This is a genomic window from Streptomyces sp. DI166, assembly GCF_900091315.1.
GTDB classification, from domain to species: Bacteria; Actinomycetota; Actinomycetes; order Streptomycetales; family Streptomycetaceae; genus Streptomyces; species Streptomyces fuscus.
The window spans coordinates 56,235-70,780 of the sequence record NZ_FLSP01000007.1 but is presented as its reverse complement, the minus strand read 5'-3'; the positions used below and the strand labels follow the sequence as shown (position 1 = coordinate 70,780).

At 72.2% G+C, this 14,546-nt stretch carries 12 protein-coding genes and 1 pseudogene; 11 read left to right on the top strand and 2 right to left on the bottom strand.

Annotated features, from left to right (window positions below; genetic code table 11):
• The first annotated feature begins 243 nt into the window (after positions 1–243).
• The 6 genes from GA0115233_RS05505 (at position 244) to GA0115233_RS05480 (ending at position 6,553) form a co-directional block, all read left to right on the top strand.
• Positions 244–567, top strand: a complete 324-nt coding sequence (locus GA0115233_RS05505) for an integration host factor (protein WP_003977346.1) — start codon at positions 244–246, stop codon at positions 565–567.
• A 60-nt stretch (positions 568–627) separates the two neighbouring features.
• Positions 628–1,185, top strand: a complete 558-nt coding sequence (gene gmk, locus GA0115233_RS05500; RefSeq protein WP_093718938.1) for a guanylate kinase — start codon at positions 628–630, stop codon at positions 1,183–1,185.
• 50 nt (positions 1,186–1,235) lie between these two features.
• On the top strand, positions 1,236–1,508 hold the full coding sequence (rpoZ, locus tag GA0115233_RS05495) for a DNA-directed RNA polymerase subunit omega (protein ID WP_003988945.1): 273 nt from the start codon (positions 1,236–1,238) through the stop codon (positions 1,506–1,508).
• A gap of 109 nt (positions 1,509–1,617) precedes the next feature.
• On the top strand, positions 1,618–2,820 hold the full coding sequence (gene coaBC / locus GA0115233_RS05490; RefSeq protein WP_093718937.1) for a bifunctional phosphopantothenoylcysteine decarboxylase/phosphopantothenate--cysteine ligase CoaBC: 1,203 nt from the start codon (positions 1,618–1,620) through the stop codon (positions 2,818–2,820).
• Between the two features lie 239 nt (positions 2,821–3,059).
• On the top strand, positions 3,060–4,268 hold the full coding sequence (metK, locus tag GA0115233_RS05485) for a methionine adenosyltransferase (protein ID WP_093718936.1): 1,209 nt from the start codon (positions 3,060–3,062) through the stop codon (positions 4,266–4,268).
• 128 nt (positions 4,269–4,396) lie between these two features.
• A complete protein-coding gene (locus tag GA0115233_RS05480) occupies positions 4,397–6,553 on the top strand; it encodes a primosomal protein N' (RefSeq protein WP_093718935.1) in 2,157 nt (718 codons plus the stop codon).
• Positions 6,554–6,806: 253 nt separating this feature from the next.
• Here GA0115233_RS05480 and GA0115233_RS05475 read toward each other — a convergent pair whose 3' ends face one another.
• A complete protein-coding gene (locus tag GA0115233_RS05475; protein WP_093718934.1) occupies positions 6,807–7,325 on the bottom strand; it encodes a hypothetical protein in 519 nt (172 codons plus the stop codon).
• Between the two features lie 208 nt (positions 7,326–7,533).
• Here GA0115233_RS05475 and fmt point away from each other — a divergent pair, with 208 nt between their 5' ends.
• From fmt to GA0115233_RS05460, 3 genes and pseudogenes are all read left to right on the top strand, one after another.
• Positions 7,534–8,466 (top strand): methionyl-tRNA formyltransferase, encoded by a 933-nt coding sequence (gene fmt / locus GA0115233_RS05470; protein WP_093718933.1) that lies wholly within the window; start codon positions 7,534–7,536, stop codon positions 8,464–8,466.
• Between the two features lie 84 nt (positions 8,467–8,550).
• Positions 8,551–9,969, top strand: coding sequence for an RsmB/NOP family class I SAM-dependent RNA methyltransferase (locus tag GA0115233_RS05465; protein ID WP_093718932.1), 1,419 nt, complete (start codon positions 8,551–8,553; stop codon positions 9,967–9,969).
• A gap of 56 nt (positions 9,970–10,025) precedes the next feature.
• Positions 10,026–10,453, top strand: a pseudogene (locus GA0115233_RS05460) (DUF6027 family protein).
• Here GA0115233_RS05460 and GA0115233_RS05455 read toward each other — a convergent pair.
• Positions 10,404–12,563: an MMPL family transporter gene (locus GA0115233_RS05455; protein ID WP_093718931.1), complete on the bottom strand. Its 2,160-nt coding sequence runs from the start codon at positions 12,561–12,563 to the stop codon at positions 10,404–10,406. The pseudogene GA0115233_RS05460 and the gene GA0115233_RS05455 sit on opposite strands and share 50 nt — an antisense overlap.
• A gap of 158 nt (positions 12,564–12,721) precedes the next feature.
• Here GA0115233_RS05455 and rpe point away from each other — a divergent pair, with 158 nt between their 5' ends.
• Positions 12,722–13,408 (top strand): ribulose-phosphate 3-epimerase, encoded by a 687-nt coding sequence (gene rpe / locus GA0115233_RS05450; protein ID WP_093718930.1) that lies wholly within the window; start codon positions 12,722–12,724, stop codon positions 13,406–13,408.
• 78 nt (positions 13,409–13,486) lie between these two features.
• The gene (locus tag GA0115233_RS05445; RefSeq protein ID WP_093718929.1) at positions 13,487–14,530 is read left to right on the top strand and encodes a sugar-binding transcriptional regulator; all 1,044 of its coding nucleotides are present in this window, start codon (positions 13,487–13,489) and stop codon (positions 14,528–14,530) included.
• Positions 14,531–14,546: the final 16 nt, after the last annotated feature.

The following is a 14,546-nucleotide window of genomic DNA, read 5'->3' as shown; positions in this document are numbered from 1 at the left end:
GGGCGGCTCCGAGGCGACTTGAGCCTGAATACATCCTCAAATCCAGGGCAATATGTCCGAAAAGTCCGTCCTGGCTGAGGCTGACCAGGACTTTTCCGCTGTTCTCGCTGACTCTGGCCCACTTGCCCGCTAGTCTCCGAGCAGAGAACGGGCAAGCGTGTTGCTCGTGGCTCCCCAGGTGTGGGGCGACTAGGTTCCTCACCGGTCCGTATCCGACAGTTCAACATCCGAGGTGACGTAGGCGTGGCTCTTCCGCCCCTTACCCCTGAACAGCGCGCAGCCGCGCTCGAAAAGGCCGCCGCGGCTCGCCGGGAGCGGGCCGAGGTCAAGAATCGACTCAAGCACTCCGGCGCCTCCCTGCACGAGGTCATCAAGCAGGGCCAGGAGAACGACGTCATCGGCAAGATGAAGGTCTCCGCCCTCCTTGAGTCCCTGCCGGGCGTGGGCAAGGTCCGCGCCAAGCAGATCATGGAGCGACTCGGCATCTCCGAGAGCCGCCGGGTACGTGGCCTCGGCTCCAACCAGATCGCTTCCCTGGAGCGTGAGTTCGGCAGCACTGGTTCCTGAACCCGCACTTAGGCGGGAAGGGAGTCCCGGGCACCCCGGGATTGCTGGAATAATCGCTGCATGAGTGAACGTCCGCGGCTGACCGTGCTCTCCGGCCCCTCAGGGGTCGGCAAGAGCACGGTCGTCGCCCATATGCGCAAGGAACACCCCGAGGTCTGGCTCTCGGTGTCGGCGACGACCCGCAAGCCCCGCCCCGGCGAGCAGCACGGAGTCCACTACTTCTTCGTCACCGACGACGAGATGGACAAGCTGATCGCCAACGGCGAGCTGCTGGAATGGGCCGAATTCGCCGGGAACCGCTACGGCACGCCGCGCGCGGCCGTGATGGAGCGCCTGGAGAAGGGCGAGCCCGTGCTGCTGGAGATCGATCTCCAGGGCGCACGGCAGGTCCGCGAGTCGATGGCGGACGCCCATCTGGTGTTCCTGGCCCCTCCCTCCTGGGAGGAGCTGGTGCGCAGACTCACCGGCCGGGGCACCGAACCCCCCGAGGTCATCGAGCGCCGCCTCGCGGCGGCCAAGATCGAGCTGGCCGCCGAGCCGGAGTTCGACGAGACCCTGGTCAACACCTCCGTCGAGGACGTGGCGCGCGAGCTGCTAGCCTTGATGGACGTTGTGTGATCGTCTCCGATCGCCTGACTGAATCTTTCCCATCCATCGGAAGGTAGAGCGTGTCCTCTTCCATCTCCGCGCCCGAGGGCATCATCAACCCGCCGATCGACGAGCTTCTTGAGGCCACGGACTCGAAGTACAGCCTCGTGATCTACGCGGCCAAGCGCGCGCGTCAGATCAACGCGTACTACTCGCAGCTCGGCGAGGGCCTCCTGGAGTACGTCGGTCCGCTCGTCGACACGCACGTCCACGAGAAGCCGCTCTCGATCGCGCTGCGCGAGATCAACGCGGGGCTGCTGACGTCCGAGGCCGTCGAGGGCCCGGCGCAGTAATATTTCCTGCTTGCAGCAGTCTTATCCACAGGCCCGGCAGCACGACTGCCGGGCCTGTGGTGTGTCATGGGGGTAGGTAATGCGAGCCGCGCCGAGCAGGGGAGAGACCGTGGACAAGCCGAGGGTCGTTCTGGGGGTCAGCGGTGGCATCGCCGCCTACAAGGCGTGCGAGCTGCTGCGCCGGCTGACCGAGTCGGGCCACGACGTCCGCGTGGTGCCCACCGACTCCGCGCTGCACTTCGTCGGCGCCGCCACCTGGTCGGCCCTGTCCGGCAACCCCGTCTCCACCGAGGTGTGGGACTCCGTCCACGAGGTGCCGCACGTGCGCATCGGCCAGCACGCCGACCTCGTCGTGGTCGCCCCGGCCACCGCCGACATGCTCGCCAAGGCGGCCCACGGCCTCGCCGACGACCTGCTGACCAACACCCTGCTCACCGCCCGCTGCCCGGTCGTCTTCGCCCCCGCCATGCACACCGAGATGTGGGAGCACCCGGCCACCCAGGAGAACGTGGCGACGCTGCGCCGCCGCGGCGCCGTGGTCGTCGAACCCGCCGTCGGCCGCCTCACCGGCGTCGACACCGGCAAGGGCCGGCTGCCCGACCCCGCGGAGATCTTCGAGGTCTGCCGCCGTGTCCTGGCCCGCGGTGTCACCGAGCCCGACCTCACCGGACGGCACGTGGTCGTCAGCGCCGGCGGCACCCGCGAGCCGCTCGACCCGGTCCGCTTCCTCGGCAACCGCTCCTCCGGCAAGCAGGGCTACGCCCTCGCCCGCACCGCCGCCGCCCGCGGCGCCCGGGTCACGCTGATCGCCGCCAACACCCTGCTGCCCGACCCGGCGGGCGTGGACGTCGTCCAGGTGGGCACGGCCGTGCAGCTGCGGGAGGCGGTGCTCAAGGCCGCCGCCGACGCCGACGCGGTGGTCATGGCCGCCGCGGTCGCCGACTTCCGCCCGGCGGCCTACGCGGCCGGGAAGATCAAGAAGAAGGACGGCCAGGACCCCGAGCCGATCGTCCTGGTGCGGAATCCGGACATCCTCGCGGAGATCTCCGCCGACCGGGCCCGCCCCGGCCAGGTCGTCGTCGGCTTCGCGGCAGAGACGGACGATGTGCTGGCCAACGGCCGTGCCAAGCTCGCCCGCAAGGGGTGCGACCTGCTGGTGGTGAACGAGGTGGGCGAGCGCAAGACGTTCGGCGCCGAGGAGAACGAGGCCGTGGTGCTGGGCGCCGACGGCAGTGAGACACCCGTGCCGCACGGCCCCAAGGAGGCCCTGGCCGAAATCGTGTGGGATCTGGTGGCCGGACGGCTGAGCTGAATGTCGCATTCGGCGCACCCCGCTCCGAAACCCCGCACATTGGGGCGTGGCGCCCCTGGCCAAGGCCGTGAGGGATTGGGCAGAATGCCCGTGCCGCAGGTCACAGCGCTCCCGAGAGGCGAGACAGGTGGGCCCGTGGCCGAGCGCGACCGATAAACTGTTCTCGGACGACGCCGGGCGCAGCCCCCGTCCCGTCCGCCAATGATCAGCCAGCAGCCGCTGCAACCCCAGGGAGCGTTGTGTCCCGTCGCCTGTTCACCTCGGAGTCCGTGACCGAGGGTCACCCCGACAAGATCGCTGACCAGATCAGCGACACCATTCTCGACGCGCTTCTGCGCGAGGACCCGACCTCCCGGGTCGCCGTCGAGACGCTGATCACCACCGGCCTGGTGCATGTGGCCGGAGAGGTCACGACCAAGACGTACGCGGACATCGCGACGCTGGTCCGGAACAAGATCCTGGAGATCGGTTACGACTCCTCCAAGAAGGGCTTCGACGGCGCCTCCTGCGGTGTCTCGGTCTCCATCGGCGCGCAGTCCCCGGACATCGCCCAGGGCGTCGACACCGCCTACGAGACCCGGGTCGAGGGCGACGAGGACGAGCTGGACCGGCAGGGCGCCGGTGACCAGGGCCTGATGTTCGGCTACGCCACCGACGAGACGCCCACCTACATGCCGCTGCCGATCTTCCTCGCGCACCGGCTGTCCAAGCGGCTGTCCGAGGTCCGCAAGAACGGCACCATCCCCTACCTGCGCCCCGACGGCAAGACGCAGGTCACCATCGAGTACGACGGCGACAAGGCCGTCCGCCTCGACACCGTCGTGGTCTCCTCGCAGCACGCCTCCGACATCGACCTGGAGTCGCTGCTCGCCCCCGACATCCGCGAGTTCGTCGTGGAGCCGGAGCTGAAGGCGCTGCTGGACGACGGCATCAAGCTGGACACCGAGAACTACCGGCTGCTGGTCAACCCGACCGGCCGCTTCGAGATCGGCGGCCCGATGGGCGACGCCGGCCTCACCGGCCGCAAGATCATCATCGACACCTACGGCGGTATGGCCCGCCACGGCGGCGGTGCCTTCTCCGGCAAGGACCCGTCCAAGGTGGACCGCTCGGCCGCCTACGCGATGCGCTGGGTCGCCAAGAACGTCGTCGCCGCGGGCCTCGCCTCCCGCTGCGAGGTCCAGGTCGCGTACGCGATCGGCAAGGCCGAGCCGGTCGGTCTCTTCGTCGAGACCTTCGGCACCGCCAAGGTCGACGCCGAGAAGATCGAGAAGGCCATCGACGAGGTCTTCGACCTGCGCCCGGCCGCGATCATCCGCGACCTCGACCTGCTGCGCCCGATCTACGCCCAGACGGCGGCGTACGGCCACTTCGGCCGTGAGCTTCCCGAGTTCACCTGGGAGCGCACGGACCGCGTGGACGCCCTGCGCAAGGCCGCGGGTCTGTAAGGCCGCGGGTTTGTAAGGCCGCGCGCCTCTGATCGACCGACGAGGCCCGGTGTCCCGGTGGGGACGCCGGGCCTCGTCGCATGTCCGGGCGGCTTCGGCTGTCAGTGGGGTTTGGTAAGAATGCAAGGGTGAGCAGGGAAGACGGGCGGGACGGCGGTGGGGCCGAGGGGGCGCCGCCGGAGCAGCTCGCGTTCATCCGGGAGAGCGTGCGCAAGGCCAAGGGGCCCCGGGCCAAGCCGCGGACGTGGCGCGGGGCGGCACTCGCCCCCGAGCTGCCCGTCGCGCGGGTCCTGGTGGACAAGGGCGTCCTCCACCTCGACCGGTACTTCGACTACGCCGTCCCCGAGGAACTCGACGCCGACGCCCAGCCCGGGGTGCGCGTCCGTGTGCGGTTCGGGGCCGGGCGGCACCGGGTGCGCGAGGGGCGCCGGGAGGGCGGCGGGCTGATCGACGGCTTCCTCGTCGAACGGCTCGCGGAGTCCGACTACTCCGGCCCGCTCGCGGCACTGGCCCAGGTCGTGTCCCCGGAGCGGGTGCTGGACGACGAACTGCTCGGACTGGCGCGGGCGGTCGCCGACCGGTACGCGGGAAGCCTCGCTGATGTCCTCCAGCTCGCGGTGCCGCCGCGCAGCGCCAAGGCCGAGCAACGGCCCTCTCCCGACCCGCTGCCGCCGCCCGCCGCGCCCGGGGCGGGGTCCTGGGGGCGCTACGAGCACGGGGAGGCGTTCCTGAGGGCGCTCGCGTCCGGCGGGGCGCCCAGGGCGGTGTGGAACGCGCTGCCGGGCCCGGAGTGGAGCGCGGAGATCGCCCGGGCCGTCGCGGCGACGCTGGCCGGCGGGCGCGGGGCGCTGGTCGTGGTGCCGGACGGGCGGGCCGTCGCCCGGGTCGACGCCGCGCTGACGGAGCTGCTGGGGACCGGGCGGCACGCGGTGCTGACCGCGGACGCGGGGCCGGAGAAGCGCTACCGGGAGTGGCTCGCCGTGCGGCGCGGGTCCGTACGGGTCGTGGTGGGGACCCGGGCCGCCATGTTCGCGCCCGTGCGGAATCTCGGGCTGGTCGTCATCTGGGACGACGGGGACGACAGCCACAGCGAGCTGCACGCCCCTCAGCCGCATGCGCGTGAGGTGCTGCTGCTACGCGCGGCGCAGGACAAGTGCGCGTTCCTGCTGGGCAGTTGGAGCTGCACGGTGGAGGCCGCCCAGCTCGTGGAGACCGGGTGGGCCCGGCCGTTGGTCGCCTCGCGGGAACGGGTGCGGGGGGCCGCGCCGCTGGTGCGGACCGTGGGGGACCAGGATCTCGCGCGGGACGAGGCCGCGCGGGCGGCCCGGCTGCCGACCCTGGCCTGGCAGGTCGTCAGGGACGCGCTGCGGAGCGGGCCGGTGCTGGTGCAGGTGCCGCGCCGGGGGTACGTACCTCGGCTGGCCTGCGCCAACTGCCGGGCGCCGGCGCGGTGTCGGCACTGTGCGGGGCCGTTGGAGGCGCAGGAGGCCGGGGCGTTGCGGTGCGGCTGGTGCGGGCGTGAGGAGGGCTCCTGGCACTGTGCCGAGTGCGGGGGGTACCGGCTGCGGGCGCAGGTCGTCGGCGCGCGGCGGACCGCGGAGGAGCTGGGGCGGGCGTTTCCGGCGGTGCCGGTGCGGACGTCCGGGCGGGAGCATGTGCTGGACACGGTGCCGGGGGCGCCCGCGCTGGTGGTGAGCACGCCCGGGGCCGAGCCGGTGGCCGAGGGGGGTTACGCGGCGGCGCTGTTGCTCGACGGCTGGGCCATGCTCGGGCGGCCCGATCTGCGGGCCGGGGAGGACGCGCTGCGGCGGTGGATCGGGGCGGCGGGGTTGGTGCGGCCGCAGACGGCCGGGGGGATCGTGGTGGCCGTTGCCGAGCCCACGCTGCGGCCTGTGCAGGCGTTGGTGCGGTGGGATCCCGTGGGGCATGCGGTGCGGGAGCTTGCGGAGCGGGCGGAGCTGGGGTTTCCGCCGGTGTCCCGGATGGCGGCGGTGTCGGGGGCGGTCGCTGCGGTGGGGGAGTTCCTGCGGGCTGTTGAACTGCCTGCGGAGGCCGAGGTGTTGGGGCCGGTGCCGGTGCCAGTGGTGTCGTCCGGCGGTCCTCGTCGGGTGGGGGCGCCGCCGCCGGGGGAGTGGTGGGAGCGGGCGCTGATTCGGGTGCCGCCGGGGAAGGGGGCGGCTTTGGCCGCGGCGCTGAAGGCTGCGCAGGCGGCGCGGATGGCTCGGGGGGCGGGCGGTGGGGAGGCGGCGGTTCGGGTGCGGATCGATCCGCCGGATATTGGGTGAGCGGTGCGTGGGGGGTGCCGTGGGCGTGGGTTTCGCTCGCCCGCGCTTGCGGGTGCCTCCCCCAGAGGGGGGACCCCCAGCCCACCCGTGCCGCCCCAGCGGCACGACTGCCCGCAGCTATGCACGTAGGACGGCACCGGCTGCCTGCAGCTATGCAGGTAGGACGGCACCGGCTGCCCGCAGCTACCTGGGTTTGTGGGGTGCCCCCGCACTCGCCTTCGGGAGAGGAGTGCGGGGGATCGGCCTTGGGGCGTCAGCCGTTTCGGGGGGAGGGGAAGGCTGGAGGGCGGGGGTCGCTGCCTGCTGTGGGCTGCGTGGGCATGGAGCGGGCCGCGGGGACCGTGGGGAGGCCGGTGTTGATGCTCACCGGGCGCGTGCTCGGCGTCTCCGTCGTGCGCTCCGCCTCGGCCGCCGCCTGGGTCGCGGCGCGGCGGGAGCCGTAGCGGCGGTGGACCGCCTGCTTGGTCACGCCGAGCGCGGAGCCCACCGCGTCCCACGAGAAGCCCAGCGAGCGGTCGAAGTCCACCGCCGCCGTGACCAGGGTCTCGACGCTGTCCCGTAGTTCCTGAGCCAGCCGTACGGTCGGGGCGGGGGCGCGTCCGTAGACGACGAAGCCCGTGGACGGGCCGGAGCGGCGCGGGCGGTAGACGTTGCCCAACTGGGCGGTGAGCGTGCGCAGTGCGTCCACCTGCCGGCGGACCCGCTCGATGTCCCGCACCAGCAAGTGCAGGCTGGCCCGAGCCTGGGCGTCGTGGGTTGCGTGGTCGGCCATGAACAAGCCTCTCGAACCGGCGTTGAAAAGGATCGGGCCGCGCGACGTGCGGCCCGCTGTGGTCAACTCTTTCTTGACCAACGCGTTTGAGCTCCGCTGGTCACGCAGAGGGGGCGTACCGGCATATGCGTGCGCCGGGGGGTGGGGTCCGTCCCCCATAGACTGGTGCGCTGCCGACCAACCCCGAGCGAGAGGCCCGTAGTCACCCATGAAGCTTGTCTTCGCCGGTACCCCCGAGGTCGCCGTTCCCGCTCTGGACGCGCTGATCGCCTCCGAGCGGCACGAGGTGGCCGCGGTCGTGACGCGGCCCGACGCGCCCGCCGGACGGGGACGGCGGCTGGTCGCCTCTCCCGTGGCCGAGCGGGCGGCGGAGGCCGGGATCGAGGTGCTCAAGCCCGTCAAGCCGCGCGACCCGGAGTTCCTGGAGCGGCTGCGGGAGATCGCCCCGGACTGCTGTCCCGTGGTCGCCTACGGCGCCCTGCTGCCCCGCGTCGCCCTGGACATCCCCGCCCACGGCTGGGTCAACCTGCACTTCTCGCTGCTGCCCGCCTGGCGCGGAGCCGCCCCCGTGCAGCACGCCATCATGGCGGGCGACGAGATCACCGGCGCCACCACCTTCCTGATCGAGGAAGGGCTGGACTCCGGGCCGGTCTACGGCACCGTGACCGAGACCATCCGTCCCACCGACACCAGCGGCGACCTGCTCACCCGGCTCGCCTTCGCGGGCGCCGGGCTGCTCGCGGCGACCATGGACGGCATCGAGGACGGCTCCCTGAAGGCCGTACCGCAGCCCGCCGACGGCGTCACCCAGGCGCCGAAGGTCAACGTCGAGGACGCCCACATCGACTGGAACGCCCCCGCGCTGCGGGTCGACCGGGTGGTGCGCGGCTGCACCCCGGCGCCCGGCGCGTGGACCGTCTTCCGCGGTGAGCGGCTGAAGCTGATCCAGGTGAAGCCGGTCCCGGACCGCACCGAACTCGCGCCGGGCGCGCTGGCCGCGGGCAAGAACAGCGTGCACGTCGGCACCGGTTCGTACGCCGTGGAGCTGCTGTGGGTGCAGGCCCAGGGCAAGAAGCCGATGCGAGCCGCCGACTGGGCACGCGGGGCGCGGATCGGCGACGGCGAGCGCCTCGGCGCCTGACCGGCCGCGCACCGGGCGCCCGGTGCGACGTAGGCTGGACGCACACGCGACCAGCGTCATCCAGCAATCCGGAGCACCTTTTTCGTGAGCGACACCTCCCGTCGGCCCCGCAGGCCCGCCAAGCCCTACCGGCGGCCTAAGAAGGACCCTGTCCGCATGCTCGCCTTCGAGGCCCTGCGGGCCGTGGACGAGCGGGACGCCTACGCCAACCTCGTCCTGCCGCCGCTGCTGCGCAAGGCACGGGAGAAGGGCGACTTCGACGGGCGGGACGCGGCCCTGGCGACCGAGCTGGTGTACGGCACGCTGCGCCGCCAGGGCACGTACGACGCGGTCATCGCCGCCTGTGTGGACCGGCCGCTGCGCGAGGTCGACCCGCCGGTGCTCGACGTGCTGAGCCTGGGTGTGCATCAGCTGCTCGGCACCCGGATCCCGACGCACGCCGCGGTGTCCGCCACCGTCGAGCTGGCCCGGGTGGTGCTCGGCGACGGGCGGGCCAAGTTCGTGAACGCCGTGCTGCGCAAGGTCTCCCAGTACGACCTCGACGAGTGGATCGAGCGGGTCGCGCCGCCCTACGACGAGGACCCCGAGGACCATCTCGCCGTCGTGCACTCCCACCCGCGCTGGGTCGTCTCCGCGCTGTGGGACTCGCTCGGCGGCGGCCGGGCCGGGATCGAGGAGCTGCTCGCGGCCGACAACGCGCGGCCCGAGGTCACCCTGGTCGCCCGGCCGGGCCGGGCCACCACCGAGGAACTCCTCACCGAGGAGGCGGCGGTGCCGGGACGCTGGTCGCCGTACGCGGTGCGGCTGGCCGAGGGCGGGGAGCCCGGCGCCATCGAGGCCGTGCGCGAGGGGCGCGCCGGGGTGCAGGACGAGGGCAGCCAGCTCGTCGCCCTCGCGCTGGCCAACGCCCCACTGGACGGTTCCGACAGCAAGTGGCTCGACGGGTGCGCCGGTCCCGGCGGCAAGGCCGCGCTGCTCGCTGCGCTGGCCGCGGAGCGCGGGGCCGTACTGCTCGCCTCCGAGAAGCAGCCGCATCGGGCCGGACTGGTCGCGAAGGCGCTCGCCGGGAACCCCGGCCCGTACCAGGTCATCGCCGCCGACGGGACCCGCCCGCCGTGGCGGCCCGGCACCTTCGACCGGGTGCTGATGGACGTGCCCTGCACCGGACTCGGCGCGCTGCGGCGGCGTCCGGAGGCCCGCTGGCGGCGCAGGCCCGAGGACCTCGACGGCTTCGCGCCGCTCCAGCGGGGCCTGCTGCGCACCGCGCTGGACTCCGTACGGGTCGGCGGCGTCGTCGGCTACGCGACCTGTTCCCCGCATCTCGCGGAGACCCGCGCGGTTGTCGACGACGTGCTCAAGCAGCATCCCGGAGCCGAACTCCTCGACGCCCGGCCCCTGCTGCCCGGCGTACCGGACCTCGGCGAGGGCCCCGACGTCCAGCTGTGGCCGCATCTGCACGGAACCGACGCGATGTATCTGGCGCTTGTCCGACGGACCGCCTGACGGCGGCGGGCGGCCGGGGCGAGACACTTAGGAGCCGATCCCGCCCCAGGAGGCCGATGCCCGTGCCGAGTACGCCCGAGGACCCCGACGTGTGGACCGACGCCGACGGCCACGACGTCGTCCGGCTGCGCCGCTGGAAGGGGGAGTGGGACGAGGACGACCCGCACGCCAACTTCAGTCGGACGTGGCGGGTTACGGCCTTCTGGACCCCCTGGAGACCCTGCGCGGGATGTCCCGGAACCTGGATGTCCCGGTGGGCGCGCTCGCCCGGTACGTGCTGGCCCGCTGGGCGTCCGGGGGCAGTGGCGGGCTGCTGGAGGTGGGGCCGGTGATGGTGCCGCGGCTGTGGGAGCCCGTCGCCGCAGCCGAGGAGGCCGACAGCGACGAGGAGCGGCTGCCGGCGTACCACCAGCTGCGGCAGATGATCGCCTGGCTCAAGGTCCCGTTGGACGACCCGACGGTGTATCCGCCGCAGCGGGACTGACCGGGGTCTGCTGACCGCCGTCCTCCCGCGCCAGCCGGTGCGGCCACCACACCTTCGGGCCGACGTCCAGGAACAGGGCCGTGACCAGGACGGACCGCACGATGAAGGTGTCCAGCAGAACACCGAGGGCGACCGCGAAGCCGATCTCGGCGAAGGCGACCATCGGGAGCGTGCCCAGGGCCGCGAACGTACCGGCCAGGACCAGGCCGGCCGAGGTGATCACGGCACCGGTCGCCGCGAGCCCGGTCACCACGCCGGGCCGGGTGCCCTGGTGGGCGGCCTCCTCGCGGATGCGGGTGGTCAGGAAGATGTTGTAGTCGATGCCCAGGGCGACCAGGAACACGAAGACGAACAGGGGGAAGTCCGTCGACTCGCCCGCGTAGTCGAAGATGTACCGGAACGCCAGCGCGCTGATGCCCAGGGCCGCCGCGAAGGACAGGATCACCGTTCCGATCAGCAGCAGCGGGGCGATCAGGGCGCGCAGCAGGACGCAGAGGATCAGCAGCACGACGACCAGCACCAGCGGGATGATCAGGATGTTGTCGTGCGTGGTGGCCTCGTCCATGTCCAGCAGGGCGGCCGTACCGCCGCCGACCTGCGCGTCGGCGTCCGGCACCGCGTGCACGGCGTCCCGGACCCGCTCCACCGTCTGCTTGGCGGCCTCGCTGTCGGCCGGGTCGGTCATGGTGGCCTCGAACAGCACCTTGCCCTCGAAGGCGGGTTTGGTGCCCGGCGGCAGTCCGAGCGACTCCGGGACCACGCCCCGGGTCTCCGAGACGACGCGGCCGACCTCCTCGGCCTGTGCCTGGTTGCTGATGATGACCAGGGGGTCGCCGCTGCCCGCCGGGAAGTACCGCTCGGAGACCTCCTGGCCGGTGATCGAGTCCGGGGTGCCGGTGAAGGCGTCGGCGTTGCTGATGCCCTCCGCGCGCAGCTGGATCAGGCCCAGCGAGCAGATGGCGAGGACCACCGCGGTGACGCCCCAGACCATCCGGGGCCGGACGGCGATACGGCGGCCCATGCGGGCCCAGATTCCGCTCTCGTGCGGGTTCGGGGCCCCGAGGTGCGGAATGACCGGCCAGAAGATCCACCGGCCGAAGATCACCAGCAGGGCCGGGAACAGCGTCATCATGGCGACCACGCCGATCGCGACGCCGATCGCCGCGACCGGTCCCAGGCCGCTGGTGGAGTTCATCTCGGCGGCCATCAGCACCAGCATGCTGAGGACGACGGTCGCGCCGGAGGCGATCACGGCGGGCCCGGCGCGGTGCAGGGCGCGGGCCATCGCCTCGTGCCGGTCCTCGTGGGCGCGCAGTTCCTCCCGGTAGCGGGCGACCAGCAGGAGGGCGTAGTCCGTCCCGGCGCCGAAGACGAGCACCAGGAGGATGCCCGCGCTCTGGCCGTTCACGGTCAGACCGGCATGCTCGGCCAGCAGGTAGACCAGGGCCTGCGCGGTGAACAGGGCGGTGATCACCGAGATCAGCGGAACCAGCAGCAGGGTCGGGCTGCGGTAGGTGATCAGCAGCATGACGATGACGACCGCCATCGCGGCGAACAGCAGGGTGGAGTCGATGCCCTCGAACGCCTCCGCGAAGTCCGCCGAGGTGCCGCCCGGGCCGGTGATGTGCACGGCGAGCCCGCCGCCGCCCTCACCGACGATGTCCCGGATGTCCTCGACCGCGGGCGAGATCCGCTCCCAGCCCTGCTCGTCCATGGTGATCGGCACGTACACCTGGGCGGCGCGCGGATCGGTCTCCCGGTCGTAGGTGGGGCCGCGGGTCTCGTCGCCGCGGATGCCGTACGCGGTGAGCTGTTTCAGCTCGCGCACGTCCTCCTCGATGGCCGCGCGGTCCTCGGCCGTCAGGCCGCCCTCGCGCGCGTAGACGACGATCGCGGGGATCTGCTCGGGCCGGAAGTTCTCGGAGATCTCCAGTACTTGGGTGGATTCGGCGGAGCCGGGGAGCCAGGAGGCGGCGTCATTGTCCTGGGCGTCGGTGAGCTTCTGGGCGAACGGTGCCGCGATGAACAGCACGATGAGCCAGAACACCAGCACGACCCACTTGGCCCGGCGCCCGCAGACGTAATGGGCAATCCCACGCTGCTCGGTCATGACCACCCCCGAAGCCGAAAGAATGCCACGCACGACCGTGCCCCGTAAGGGGCGCGGGCAGCCGCGCGCCCGGCCGCACCCGGTCCGCGGTCATAACAGAAGCGTCTCCCGGGTGGACCCGTTCGGCCGACCCCCGCGGGACATGGCAGAGTTGGGTCATGGCCGTGCAGATCAACCCCAGCATCCTGTCCGCCGACTTCGCCCGTCTCGCGGACGAGGCGAAGGCGGTCGAGGGAGCCGACTGGCTCCACGTCGACGTCATGGACAACCATTTCGTCCCGAACCTCACGCTCGGCGTGCCGGTCGTAGAGTCCTTGGCCCGTGCGACGGACACCCCGCTGGACTGCCATCTGATGATCGAGGCCCCCGATCGGTGGGCGCCCCAGTACGTAGAAGCGGGGGCCGGTTCCGTCACCTTCCACGTCGAGGCCGCCACCGCTCCGGTGCGCCTGGCCCGCGAGATCCGGGCCAAGGGCGCCCGCGCCTCCATGGCGCTGAGGCCCGCGACGCCGATCGAGCCGTACGAGGACCTGCTCCCGGAGCTCGACATGCTGCTGATCATGACGGTCGAGCCCGGATTCGGGGGGCAGGCGTTCCTCGACATCATGCTCCCCAAGATTCGCCGGACCCGCGAGTTGATCAGCAAGCACGGCCTTGAGCTGTGGCTCCAGGTGGACGGCGGGGTCTCGGCCGCCACCATCGAGCGGTGCGCGGAGGCGGGAGCCGATGTCTTCGTCGCCGGTTCCGCGGTCTACGGGGCCGAGGACCCCGCCGAGGCGGTCCGCGGGCTGCGCGCACAGGCCGAGGGGGCGATGAAGTCCGCTGCCTGGGCGTGCGGACACTGAGCCAAGGGAACGTGAACGCCGTCCATCAGGGCGGATCGATCGCGCCGGATCTGCAAGGATGAACGGCGAATCCAGAATGTGAACAGTAGTGAGGAGATCGCCGTGTCGGGTATGTCGGCGGGCCGGTCAGCCATGCGGATGGGACCCGCTGAGCTGGTGCAGGCGGCGGCCATGGCCCGCCGCTTCTACCTTGAGGGCAAGTCCAAGATCCAGATCGCGGAGGAGTTCGGCGTAAGCCGCTTCAAGGTGGCCCGAGTCCTGGAGACGGCCCTCGAACGGGATCTCGTGCGTATCGAGATCCGCGTCCCCGCCGAGCTGGACGCCGAGCGCTCGGACGCGCTGCGCGCCCGCTACGGCCTCAGGCACGCCGTCGTGGTCGAGTCGCCGGCCGAGGCCGAGGACACTCCCGACCCGGAGAACCTCGGTGAGGTCGCCGCCGATCTGCTCGGCGAACTGGTGAACGAGGGAGATGTGCTCGGGCTCGCCTGGGGCCGCTCCACCATCCACATGGCGGCCGCCCTCGACCGGCTGCCGCCCTGCACGGTGGTCCAGCTGACGGGGGTGTACGACGCCGGCACCGCCGAGCGCGGCTCGGTGGAGGCGGTGCGCCGGGCCGCCCAGGTCTCCGGCGGCGACGCCCACCCCATCTACGCGCCGATGCTGCTGCCGGACGCGGCCACCGCGGCGGCGCTGCGCAGCCAGACCGGTATCGCGCGGGCCTTCGAGTACTTCGACAAGGTCACCGTCGCCTGTGTCTCCATCGGCTCCTGGGAGCCCGGCATCTCGACGGTGCACGACATGCTCAGCGACCAGGAGCGGGCGCACTACGCCTCGCTCGGCGTCGCCGCCGAGATGTCGGCCCACCTCTTCGACGCCGAGGGCCGCCGGGTCGGGCGCGACCTGGGGGAGCGCTGCATCACCGTCAAGGCCGACCAGCTGCGCCGCATCCCCGAGGTGGTCGCCATCGCGGGCGGGGCGCGCAAGGCGTCCGCGATCGACGCGGTGCTGCGCTCGGGCCTGGTCACCAGCCTGGTGACGGACACCTCGGCGGCGGACGTGCTGATGACAGCGGGGCCGACGCCGAAGCCCGCGCTCAACCGGGCTGACCCGGACGGACCCTGACAGAAGGTCGTCACGG